6 protein-coding genes are annotated in these 12871 nt (G+C 46.2%); 3 read left to right on the top strand and 3 right to left on the bottom strand.

Features of this window, described 5'->3' with window-relative positions; all coding sequences use genetic code 11:
• Nucleotides 1–57: 57 nt before the first annotated feature.
• From rne to RH88_RS11120, 3 genes are all read left to right on the top strand, one after another.
• On the top strand, nt 58–3180 hold the full coding sequence (gene rne / locus RH88_RS11130) for a ribonuclease E (RefSeq protein ID WP_005595950.1): 3123 nt from the start codon (nt 58–60) through the stop codon (nt 3178–3180).
• A 295-nt stretch (nt 3181–3475) separates the two neighbouring features.
• Complete coding sequence (locus RH88_RS11125) at nt 3476–5035, top strand: SulP family inorganic anion transporter (protein ID WP_005595948.1); 1560 nt, start codon at nt 3476–3478, stop codon at nt 5033–5035.
• Between the two features lie 251 nt (nt 5036–5286).
• Nucleotides 5287–6885 (top strand): phospholipase D family protein, encoded by a 1599-nt coding sequence (locus tag RH88_RS11120; protein ID WP_005595947.1) that lies wholly within the window; start codon nt 5287–5289, stop codon nt 6883–6885.
• A 71-nt stretch (nt 6886–6956) separates the two neighbouring features.
• On the opposite strand, the gene RH88_RS11115 is transcribed toward RH88_RS11120, so the two are convergent.
• From RH88_RS11115 to fadD, 3 genes are all read right to left on the bottom strand, one after another.
• Nucleotides 6957–9659, bottom strand: coding sequence for a hypothetical protein (locus tag RH88_RS11115; protein WP_005595946.1), 2703 nt, complete (start codon nt 9657–9659; stop codon nt 6957–6959).
• 246 nt (nt 9660–9905) lie between these two features.
• A complete protein-coding gene (gene rnd / locus RH88_RS11110; protein WP_005595944.1) occupies nt 9906–11024 on the bottom strand; it encodes a ribonuclease D in 1119 nt (372 codons plus the stop codon).
• Nucleotides 11025–11094: 70 nt separating this feature from the next.
• Nucleotides 11095–12813, bottom strand: a complete 1719-nt coding sequence (gene fadD / locus RH88_RS11105) for a long-chain-fatty-acid--CoA ligase FadD (RefSeq protein ID WP_005595942.1) — start codon at nt 12811–12813, stop codon at nt 11095–11097.
• Between the last annotated feature and the right edge of the window lie 58 nt (nt 12814–12871).

Below are 12871 nucleotides of genomic sequence, written 5' to 3'. Positions count from 1 at the left end.
CCGTGAAAGAGACAACAAAGCAACAAGCACAATAAAAAATGACAACGAGATTTATAAATGAAAAGAATGCTAATCAACGCAACTCAAAAAGAAGAGTTGCGTGTTGCTTTAGTGGACGGTCAGCGCTTATTCGATCTTGATATCGAAAGCCCAGGTCACGAATCTAAAAAAGCAAACATATACAAAGGACGTATCACTCGCATAGAACCAAGCCTTGAAGCGGCTTTTGTTGACTATGGTGCAGAACGACACGGCTTCCTCCCTCTTAAAGAAATTGCTCGCGAATACTTCCCTCAAGGTTATACCTACCAAGGCCGTCCAAGCATTAAAGAAGTGCTAACGGAAGGACAAGAAGTAATCGTACAAGTTGAGAAAGAAGAACGCGGCAACAAAGGTGCAGCGTTAACCACTTTTATCTCTCTTGCGGGTAGTTATCTAGTTCTTATGCCTAACAACCCTCGCGCCGGTGGTATTTCTCGCCGTATCGAAGGTGACGAGCGTACTCAACTTAAAGCAGCACTAAGCACTTTGGAACTACCGCAAGGTATGGGTCTAATTGTGCGCACAGCTGGTGTCGGTAAGAGTGCAGAAGAGCTTGAGTGGGACCTAAACGTTCTTCTTAACCACTGGAGTGCCATCAAACAAGCGTCTGATAGCAACCCAGCACCGTTCCTTATTCACCAAGAAAGTAACGTCATCGTTCGCGCGATTCGTGACTACTTGCGTCGTGATATCGGCGAAATCCTAATCGACAGCAACACTATGTACGATCGCGCTCTTGAGCACATTCGTCTGGTACGTCCTGATTTCGTTAACCGTGTGAAGAAATATGACGGTGAAGTGCCGCTATTTAGTCACTACCAAATTGAAAGCCAAATCGAATCTGCGTTCCAACGCGAAGTTCGTTTGCCTTCTGGCGGCTCGATCGTTATCGACCCAACAGAAGCACTAACCTCTATCGATATCAACTCAGCTCGTGCAACTAAAGGCGGCGATATCGAAGAAACAGCGTTAAATACCAACTTAGAAGCAGCAGACGAAATTGCTCGTCAGCTACGCCTACGCGACCTTGGTGGTCTAGTGGTTATCGATTTCATCGATATGACCCCTGTCCGTCACCAACGTGAAGTTGAAAACCGTCTACGTGACGCGGTTCGCATGGATCGTGCTCGAGTGCAGATTGGTCGTATTTCTCGCTTTGGTCTACTTGAGATGTCTCGTCAACGCTTGAGCCCGTCTCTTGCTGAAGCAAGCCACCACATTTGTCCTCGTTGTACAGGTACTGGTGTTATTCGTGATAACGAATCACTGGCACTTTCGGTACTGCGTTTGATCGAAGAAGAAGCATTAAAAGATAACACCGCGCAAGTTCTTGCAGTTGTGCCTGTTCCAATTGCTTCTTACCTATTGAACGAAAAACGCCGTTCAGTGAACCATATTGAGAAGAACCAAGACGTTAAAATCTTAGTTGTACCTAACTCAGATATGGAAACTCCGCACTTTGAAGTGGTTCGTGTTCGTGAAGGCGAAGAGTTTGACTTGCTGTCTTACCTTCTACCGAAGAAACTCGATGCAATTAAAGAAGCGGAAGGTAAGGAATTACCGGTCACTGAAATCAAACCGAAGAAGATTGAAGAACCGGCTCTACGTGGTTTTGCAGCACCTTCGCAATCGGCGCCAACACCCGCTCCTGTGGCTGCACCAGCAAAACCTGCTGCGCCAGCTAAAAAGGCACCAGAAGCAGAAGCGCAACCAGGTCTGATTAGCCGCTTTGTGAAAGCGCTTGGCAGCTTCCTATTTGGTTCAACCAAAGAAGAAGAGAAGAAAGAAGAGCCGAAAGAGAACGAGCGTCCAAACCGTAACAATCGTAATCGTCGCAATAACCGTAACGATCGCAACAATCGCAATGACCGCAATAATCGTGGTGATCGCAATGAGCGTGGCGAGCGTAACGAACGCGGTGATCGCAATGAGCGTAATGATCGCAACCGTCGCAACCGTGACGACAAGCGTAATAAGCCTAACCGCGAAGAAGCGAATGTTGAGCAAAAAGCACAACAAGCTGAACCTAAGCAACAAAACCGTAAGCCTCGTCAAGACCGCCGTAACAAGCGTGAAGATGTTAAGCCGAACAAAGTTGCTGAAGAAGGCCTAAAACTTGCTGCTGAAGCTCAAGTTGATGCTGTCGAGCCTCGCGTTGAAGAAAAAACAGCGAAAGTGAAAGAGCGTCGTCAACGTCGTAAAATGGCTAAGCATGTTCGCGTGAAAGATCAGCAAGCACAATCAGAAGAGATTGTTGAGCTAATCATCGACGCTACGGCTGAAACTCCTGTTGCTGTAGAGCCAGCTGTTGAAACAACAAAAGCTGACAACAATGACAACGATGCAGACAATGGCAAACAACGTCGCAACCGTCGTTCACCTCGTCATCTACGTGCAAGTGGTCAACGTCGTCGTCGTGGACGTGATCGTCGCCCTAACCCATTCCGCCTACGTAAAGGTGGTGTTGCCTCTCCTGAGATGGCAATGGGTAAAGTGATGCCTCGTTTCGATCTAGCAAAACCAGCGCCTCGTTCTCAACACGCACAGCAAAAACATGCTGAGCCAGCTGTAGTTGAAGTCGCAACGGTAGCAACAGAGACATTAGGTGGTTTCGCTTGTCCTGAAATGGCAATGGGTAAAGTGATTATCCAACGCGAAGAGAAGATCGCTTCTCCAGCGGCTATCGCAGAGACAGTAGTAGAAGCAGTGATCGCTGAAACGGTTGTCGAAACACCTGTTGAAACTGCAGTTGAAACAGTAACTGAAGCGGTTGTCGAAGCGGCTCCAGTCGCAGCGCCAATCGTAGAAGAAGTTGTGGTTGAAGAAACCGTTGCTGAAATCGCTGTTGAAGCACCTATCGCAGAAGAAGCTACCGTAGCTGAAACTGTCGTAGTTGAAGAAGTCGTGATTGAAGAAACGATTGAGCCAGTTAAGGTCGAAGCAAAAACAACAGAACCTGTTGTAACAGTTAAAGCCCACGCAAGCTCACCAATGGCGAAAGCGCCAGGTCCTCAAGAACTACGTGAGATTGCTGTTCACGCTGCACCGTTCCGCACAGAACGTTACCAAGCCATTGGTGCTGGTAGCCAATCTGCTAAGAACCAAGCAGGCGCAGGAATGACGAAGCCAAGCTTCTAATCCGAACATAAAAGAACAAAGGCTGCTAGTAATAGCAGCCTTTTCTTTATTCTCACTTTTCTCTTTCAAGAAATACTACTCATCGAAATAGCACATTCTTAACTAAGAATTTATTTCGTACATATATCGGTTAACATCTGCTTCATTCTTGAACTTAATCACAGTTTTCGGTAGCATGCGCCGACTCGATCTGAATTTTACCTTACGTTACGCTGCTCTTTTACATCCAGTTTGCTCTAGTAACCGACAAGTCTAATTCAGAATAATTTTAAACACTTAGCCTAACTGAGCAAATATGTTTGAATTCCCTCAATTTTCAAAACACTCCGTAAAAAACGATGTGTTATCAGGTTTAACCGTTTCTCTAGCATTGGTTCCTGAGGCTGTAGCGTTTGCCTTCGTTGCAGGTGTCGACCCTATGGTCGGCCTTTATGCCGCTTTCATTGTTGGCCTTATCACCTCTATTTTTGGCGGCCGTCCGGGTATGATTTCCGGTGCAACTGGCGCAATGGCCGTAGTAATGGTCGCACTGGTTTCATCACATGGCGTGCAATATCTTTTCGCGGCTATTATGCTGGCAGGTCTGCTGCAGATTACCGCCGGCCTATTCAAGCTGGGCAAATTTATTCGCATGGTGCCACACCCTGTAATGATTGGTTTCGTTAACGGTCTTGCTATCGTTATCTTCCTAGCACAGCTAGGCCAATTCAAAGCGCCTGATATGAGCGGAGCATTAACCTGGTTACCAACCGACCAAATGATGCTGATGCTAGGTTTAGTCGCGCTGACGATGGCGATTATTCACTTCCTACCTAAGTTTACTACTGCTGTGCCTTCATCATTGGTTGCCATCGTAACGGTAACCGCGCTAGTAGTGGGTTTAGATTTAGATACTCGTACTGTGGTGGACTTCCTGCGTACCATGTCTGGCGATGAAGCAGCGACATTGGCAGGTTCACTACCAACGTTTTCGATTCCGATGGTTCCATTCAACTTGGAAACACTGCAAATTATTCTGCCTTACGCCATCATTCTTGCGGCGATCGGCTTAATTGAATCACTGCTAACTCTGACTGTATTGGATGAAATGACCAATACCCGTGGTCAGTCTAATCGTGAGTGTATGGGCCAAGGTCTTGCGAACGTCACCTGTTCTGTATTCGGCGCAATGGGTGGCTGTGCGATGATTGGTCAATCAATGATCAACGTAAACTCTGGTGGCCGTGGCCGTCTATCTGGCATCGTTGCCGCAGTCGCGCTACTTTGCTTCATCTTGTTTGCTTCATCACTGATTGAAATGATCCCACTTGCCGCTCTGGTTGGTGTAATGTTCATGGTTGTTATTGGCACCTTCGAGTGGGCTACGTTTAAGCTGGCTCGCCGCGTACCAAAACAAGATTTCTTTGTTATCGTATTGGTGACTGTTGTTACCGTACTGACTGACCTTGCGGTTGCCGTTGCAGTGGGTGTTATCGCCTCGGCGCTGATGTTTGCTTGGCAACACGCTAAGCACATTTATGCATCAAGCAAAACCAATGAAGAAGGAGCTAAGGTTTACCATATCCATGGCCCTATCTTCTTCGGTAGCGCAGCTAACTTCCTTGAGCTATTCAATCCAAAGAATGACCCAGCAGAAGTAATTGTCGACTTCGCTCATTCACGCGTGACTGACCACTCAGCGATTGAAGCCATCGAAACGCTAGCCGAGCGTTACGCCGCCGCTGGCAAAACACTACACTTGCGTCACCTAAGCCAAGATTGCCGAGCGCTACTGCACAAAGCGGGTAGCCTGGTTGAGATCAACGTAAAAGAAGATCCAAGCTACAAGGTTGCTACCGACGTACTTGCTGGCTAAGCGATCAACAGGCTAAGCCTCTCGCTAACGAATGGCTTTCTAGTTACTAGACTATTTTTAAAAGGCTTCCCAAGGGAAGCCTTTTTAATGGTTGTAATGGCCTACAAAGAATAACAACAGAAACAACAATGTTTGCTGGGTCTCAGACTCACCGCGTCGTCATAACATTTTTGGTAACGTTATGCTTAAATCGACATTACTACTGAACTCGCTTCGTTGAATATTCACCAGTCAGGACGACTTACCCCGTTATGTTTAGATCACGACGCACTATATTTCATACCACTTCTCGCCCAACGCGTCGCTTTGGGTTTTATCTTCGAACCGGCGTTCTATTACTCATCACGGTATTGGTTGCGACTGCGCTCTATGCGCATTTTTCACGACCTGACTCGGTCATCAAAGCATCATCCTTGACGCTACCACTCAACCCAAACACCAAGCTAGGCCAGTTAGCTACCCACTACATGAGTGAGAATCAAACTAGCGCGGCAGACCAGAGTGGCTTTTACCCCCTTAGTGATGGCCAAGAAGCTCTACTCGCTCGAATTGCGTTGATTGAAAACAGTGAACAATCTCTGGATTTACAGTACTACATCTATCGTGATGACAGCACCAGCTCATTGCTCACTCATGCTATTTTTCAGGCTGCAGAGAGAGGTGTAAGAGTTAGGATCTTACTTGATGACATGCAATCACGCAGCGATAGCGATATGGCTGCACTTGCAGCGCATGACAATATCGAACTGCGTCTCTTCAATGCCTTTGATAATCGCGTACTGCGCATGCTCGACTTCCTAACCAACTTCAGTCAAATGAATCGACGTATGCACAATAAAGCACTGATTGCCGATAGTGCTTTTGCGATTGCGGGTGGACGTAACATTGGTGACGAATATTTTGCCGCCAATCATGATGTTGATTTTGGCGATTTTGACCTGCTGTTAGCAGGTAATAGCGTCGCGGAAATTAGTCACCAATTTGATCTTTACTGGAATAGTACTCCGGCCACGCCTATAGAAGCACTCGTTGAAGTGGGCCAAGCACCAACGGCTGAACAAGTGACGCAGTGGCAACGCCAATTGAGAAACCATTTCGACGGTTCAGAGTATTCAGCCAATATCAATCAACTGCCACTAATGAGGGCGCTCAACGGCAAAACACTCCCGCTCTATTGGGGCGAAGCAAAGGTCTACTATGATCAACCAAGTAAGGTCTATCAACCAGATCAAAGCCAGTTGATGCTTCATTCGCTAGGCGATATTTTGAGTCAGGCTGACTCTTCATTTGTGTTAGTTTCCCCTTATTTTGTCCCCACTAAAGCGGGCACGGATTTACTCACTAAAGCGGCGCAAGAAGGATTAGACATTACCATTATTACTAATTCACTCGCTTCCAATGATGTCTTTGCCGTTCATGGTTGGTATGCTAAATATCGCAAGCAACTCATCGAATCAGGCATCAATTTGTACGAAGTCAAAGCCGATCCACAAGCGAAAAAGAACTACTCTTGGCTTGGCAGTTCCCGCACCAGTCTGCACGCGAAGACTTTCGTCATTGATGGACGTAAAATTTTTGCAGGCTCATTCAATTTCGATCCTCGTTCGGCATTCTTGAACACTGAAATGGGTGTACTGATCAACGCGCCTGAATTTGTCACTGATGCCCTGATGAATGTGGACGATATTTTGCACAAAAGCGCTTATCAGCTAATGCTTGATAACCAAGGTGACCTTCTTTGGATCAATCATCAAACCCACCGTCGTTATGATAGTGAACCAGACGCCAGTATTTGGCTACGCATTGGAGCGTGGATAGCAGGCATTTTACCGATTGAAACGCAACTCTAAATCGGGCAGCCGAAACAACACCAGTCAGATAACAAAAGAGCTTCCATTTGGAAGCTCTTTTGATTTACGGATTAATTTTGACTCTCAAGCAGTTTTTCTACCGCCCTGCGCACTTGAATCGAATCATCACACAGGAATGCTTCTAAGCTCGTTCGATAACTGGTGATATCACCTGACGCTAACATTTCAAGCAGTTTTAGGCGGTTCTCTACGGTTAACCACTCTTGTAGATCAGGAATTCTTCCCTCTTTGGCTAAGCGTTGAACAAAATTTGCCGGTTTACGAGCCTCATGAGTCGCAAAATGTAGCAACATCAATTCACTCACACCAGCTCGATCAAGCCAGTCTAGCGCCCACTCTTCTTGGGCATAAAGCAGCGCCATACCATAGCTTTCTTTACTGATGGTATTGTGGCCTAAATGCTCATCACTCCAACGCTCGGTTAAACTAACCTCGCTGTTGATAATACGCTGAGCAACATAGGCGTCCTCAACAGTGTGGCAACACACCCAATGTAAGCCTCGCTTGCCTAGTTGACTGAAGAACACTGCGAGACGCTGCGCTTTTTTCTCGGGTAGCAACCAGATAAGATCGGAAGGACCAACTTGCTTTCGATAAGAGGCATACGGATCCCAACCTTGCAGCTTTGGCACACCAAGTGCTACTGGGCTCAACGACTCCACCCCCTCACCAGACTCTAAATAATCAAGGATCTGAGCGCTAATTTTGGTTGCTTTTTCTTCATCTAACTTTTCAATCAAAGCGGTGATTAACGTCGATTGGAACCAACTCTCAATCGGCAACTCAACCGCCGGATTCACCACTCTTGCATGCTGAAAAAATAGGGCTATTTGACTTGGGTAACAGCGTTCAAAGGATTTGAGCAGTTTTTCTCGTTCGGCCCATTGATGACGACCTATCATACTGTTGTCATCAGATTCGGCCCAAGCAAATGCTTTGACACGTTCACAATAGTACTGCCAAAAACGGGCATCCGCTGGTCGATAAGAAGCGACATCTTGATACGCCAATAATAGGTAAACATCGATATCCGCTTGAGCCACCCCTGTTGCGTGCAAACGCTCACTAATCTGCTGCTCTAATTCGACACTGTTCACCACCGCATACAAAGGATAGTCGGCCCAAAAACTGAAGACATGCTCAATAACACTCTGCGGAGCAATGGCATTCCATAATTGCCAATGGCGTTTTACTAAGATGGCTAAATCCGATTCAAGCTCGCCACTGGCAAAGGCTTCCATTAACCAAAATAGCGTTAAGATGGCGCGCTGATAACCATCGTAATGGTTTAGCAATGCATAAGCAGGTTGCGTTGGACTAATCATATCGCCAGCTCGACCGCCGTCGCAAAATAAACGGCTGCCCAACAAAGTGATCATTTGTGCATCATCGCTAGCGCAATCCACTTGAGTTAGCCACGTCCGCGCCTCCTCCTTTTGCGCCTTATCTAACTCGGAAAATCGTATAAGTGGATCGGTTAAAGCCGTCGGTAAGTGCTCTTCAAGCCATTCAATCAATTCATACTCTTCTGGCTCGTTTTCCATATGATCATTGAGGCGCCATGTGGCATAAAGGCACCCGCCAAGATGAGTCGGCAAGTGTTCCAATATCAACTCGTCTAGGCCGTTGATTTTATCGTCTATATTGTCCAATCGACTCCGCGTTATTTTTTCTAAGCGGGGGTTAAGCGGCTGATAACATGAACGCCACTCTTGTTCTGACCATACCTCTTCTAACGGGATCTCCTCTTCTGGTTCCTCATCACGAATTCGAGTATGTTCCCATTGCTCATAGCGGTTCTCCTGCTGCCACGATGCCGGTACCTGACTTAAATTAACCCCAGGATATTGCAATTTAACTTGCTCAAGCAAACCGATGGCTTCTTCATCAACACGCAAGCCTAAAATCAACTGCTGCTTTACTTGGTCTTGATACGCTTCGTGTTGATAATACGGCGCTTCTACCTGCCAAAGCCCTAAGCTGTAGTAAAAGCTCAATGTCGGATGCTCGGAGTCTGTTCTCGGCGTTGATAGCAAAGGTTGCTGACTTAAACGCTCGATCAACTGCTGCTTGAACCATGGATAATCCTCAGGATGGGCTGCAAAGTGGCTAAGTAGATCCATTTGATGTTGATAGCCATCACGATCCAGATAAAAATGACGACGAAGATGCTCCGCATCTGACCAAATATAAGCTTTGATTAGATCGCGGCTCCAACCAAATTCATCGACCAGTGCCATCAACATATCAAACGGCACTGTCCAAGACTCGGTATTCCAATAAGGCACCACAAAGCTACTTAGATAAAAACTGTGGGCGGGATTCACCTTGGCGAGCAAAAACAGCGCTTCGATACCAAAAAGATTGTTATCACTAAGCATTAAGTCACTGTAATCATTACGGCTACGTGAAAAATCCACCATTGCTTGCGCGGTCAACTCTAACTCTGGCTGTAACTGTGGAAAATTGAGTGCGCAAGCAAATAGCACCGGCTCACTCACATACTGATTCTTCTCATACTGTCGATACGCCTCAAAGACACAATTGACCAAATTACGATTAGCCCCCGCATCATCCACCTTTAACACTCGCCCAGAAGGATCAACAAATTCAATGTTGAACAAGGTGTTCATATGAAGTCGAAATGCGGTGCCATCAACTAAGCGCTGACGATATTCACGAAACGCACTTGCAATGCTGTCGGGATCATGAGGATCAACCGAAATAAAAACCGTTTTATCGAATTCTGACATGACACACCTTAAAGCTCTCGTTGGTTAGAAAGAGTATTTATTCAATTAGATAAGATGCGCAGTATAGGCTTCAAGTCGCATAAATCCATGACGTGCGACACAGCTATCGGATTGCACTGAGAAAAACCGACCAATTGCACAATAAAGCAGCACTAACAAACTAAAACCATAAAAAATGGCCAAGTGCTTCAACACTTGGCCATTTCTTTAATGTATTCAATTTGAAGAGAGACTCGACGAGAAAACTTATTTAACCAGCTTATCGAGTTTTTCACCGAGCAGCTCTAAACGCCAGCCTTGCATCAAATCAGGGCGCTTGGCTTCATCACGATTACGGCGCCAAACCCAAGTTAACAAGCTATTAAGTTGTTTTTTAGACGCAAGAAATTCTGTGGCTAAACCGCTCTTGTCAGACGCTTTTTTCACTTCATCTTTAAGCACTTTGAACAGTTGCTTATAACCCGGCATATCCATCAGACGCTCAATGCTTTCTGGATATTGGTCTGCCGGTGTTTCTTTAGCCGCTTTGACTAATGAAATAATACGTGCGCTGTGGCGCTGAGCTGAACGAGGATCAACCCCTTCTTGCTCCATTTGATGACGATTTTGAATACCTAAGCGCGCGACGGTCAATAAATCATTTTCTTTGAAGACAAAGTTTAATGCGAGATCACGACGAATCGCTTCTTTATAACGCCATGCTGCTAAAGGTTTAAGAATTGCCAATTCGCGCGGTCTTAATTGCCACGCACCTTTAATATCAAGATACGCTTTGTCAGTATCGACTTGTTTGATGCGCTTTGACGCAATTAAAGCACACTCTTGTTTTGCCGCAGGCCACCAGCCGGTAGGTTCAAGCTCGCTGAGTAGTTTTTCGTACAAAGGCTTCAGGTAGTGAACATCAGCCGCCGCATAGTCGAGCTGCTTTTGTGTTAATGGACGAGCCATCCAGTCTGTACGTGATTCGCTTTTATCTAGCTCTACGCCTAAGTTAGCATTGACCAACGCAGCAAAACCGGTTGAAAGGCCATTGCCTAAAAATGCCGCCATAATCTGTGTATCAACCATAGGTTGCGGCAAACAACCAAAGCTATTGTTGAATACTTCTAGGTCTTCACCGCAAGCATGCAAAACCTTAGTCACAGAGGTGTCTTGTAGTAGATCGACAAAAGCGCTCATATCATCAATCGCCAGAGGGTCGATTAATGATAACGTTTGGCCATCAAATAGCTGAATTAAGCCTAACTGAGGATAAAAGGTTCGGGTACGGACAAATTCGGTGTCTAGCATCACGGCTTCTACCGTTCTTGCTTGCTTACAGACAACTTCTAACTCGGTACTCTGGGTAATAATCTGATAGTTCACTTAATTCTCGCATAAAAATGCCGGCTACATGAGCCGGCATTCTATCACTAAATGTTCGCGGTTGCTTGGCTTACTCAGCGTTTGCTTGCGCCGCTTTTTCTTGTGCCGCTTTCGCGAGATTTGCGTCGTTTTCTTCACGCAAAACTCGACGCAAGATCTTACCTACGTTGGTTTTTGGTAGTTCATCTTTGAACTCAACCAATTTCGGGATCTTGTAACCTGTCATATGTTGACGACAGTGAGCGATCACTTCTTCTTTGGTCAAGCTTGGATCACGTTTAACCACATACAGCTTAACGACTTCACCTGAGACTTCATGCGGTTGGCCAATTGCAGCCACTTCCAACACTTTGCCATGCAGTGACACCACATCTTCAAGTTCATTCGGGTAAACGTTAAAGCCAGAGACCAGAATCATGTCTTTCTTACGGTCGACAATGTACAGCAAGCCTTCGCTATCAAACTTAACGATATCGCCGGTTGATAGCCAACCATCTTCGGTTAACACTTCTTTGGTCGCTTCTGGACGCTGCCAGTAGCCTTGCATTACCTGTGGGCCACGAACTTGTAGCTCACCGACTTCAGTATTGGCTAGCGTGTTGCCTTCTTCATCGACAATTCGCACTTCTGTTGAAGGTACAGGTAGGCCAATCGCCCCTGTGTAATCGGTCAGGTCGTACGGATTGCCCGTCACCAGTGGTGCACATTCTGTTAAGCCGTAGCCTTCTAGCAGGTGAACACCCGTGATCTTCTTCCACTTGTCAGCCACGCCACGTTGCACGGCCATACCACCGCCAACCGATAGCTTCATGTTCTTGAAGTTTAGCTCGTGGAAGTCTTCGTTATTCACCAAAGCATTAAACAGCGTATTTACCCCAGTAATGGCAGTGAAGGCGTATTTTTGTAGCTCTTTGATGAAGCCTGGAATATCACGAGGGTTGGTGATCAGTAGGTTATTGCCACCGATTTCAATAAACAGTAGGCAGTTAACCGTTAAAGCAAATACGTGATATAGCGGCAATGCCGTTACAACAAGTTCACGGCCTTCAGAAAGCACGGGGCCATAGGCACCTTTGGCTTGAAGCACGTTTGAAACCATATTGCGATGAGTCAGAATCGCGCCTTTTGCTACACCAGTGGTACCACCGGTGTACTGTAGGAACGCAATATCATCACCTGACATGAAAGGTTTCACGTATTGTAGACGACGACCTTTGTGCAGCGCTTTACGCATTGAAATTGCACCAGGTAAATCGTACTTAGGCACCATACCTTTAACGTACTTAACCACAAAATCTACTAACGTGCCTTTTGCACGTGGCAGCATTTGACCAAGACTGGTCAAAATAACATGCTTAACCGGCGTATTTTCTACTACTTGCTCAAGGGTGTTAGCAAAGTTAGAGACAATCACGATCGCTTTCGCGCCCGAGTCATTTAACTGATGCTCAAGCTCACGCGGGGTATAAAGAGGGTTAACGTTAACCGCAATACAACCTGCACGAAGCACACCAAACAATGCAACTGGGTATTGCAGCAAGTTCGGCATCATCAGTGCTACACGATCGCCTTTCTTTAGCTTCAGATCGTTTTGTAAGTAAGCGGCGAATGCACGGCTGCGCTCTTCCAATTTACGGAAAGTCATCACAGAGCCCATATTCATGAACGCTGGCTGATCAGCATATTTTTGTACTGACTGCTCAAACATTTCAACCAGTGATGGGTACTGATCTGGGTTGATGTGCTCAGGCACTTCATTTGGATAACGAGACAACCAAGGTTTATCCACGATAACTACTCCTCGAAAAAATCAGGTGTGGTAATAACATAGAGAATGAACAGCGCTT

Source organism: Vibrio scophthalmi LMG 19158 (genome assembly GCF_000222585.1).
Lineage (GTDB): Bacteria > Pseudomonadota > Gammaproteobacteria > Enterobacterales > Vibrionaceae > Vibrio > Vibrio scophthalmi.
This window is presented reverse-complemented; position numbering and strand designations above follow the sequence as displayed.

Bases quoted from the DNA above. Each gene is read 5' to 3' on its own strand.
- RH88_RS11115 (WP_005595946.1), bottom strand. From the start codon at position 9,659: ATGTCAGAATTCGATAAAACGGTTTTTATTTCGGTTGATCCTCATGAT.
- rne (WP_005595950.1), top strand. From the start codon at position 58: ATGAAAAGAATGCTAATCAACGCAACTCAAAAAGAAGAGTTGCGTGTT.
- RH88_RS11120 (WP_005595947.1), top strand. From the start codon at position 5,287: ATGTTTAGATCACGACGCACTATATTTCATACCACTTCTCGCCCAACG.
- RH88_RS11125 (WP_005595948.1), top strand. From the start codon at position 3,476: ATGTTTGAATTCCCTCAATTTTCAAAACACTCCGTAAAAAACGATGTG.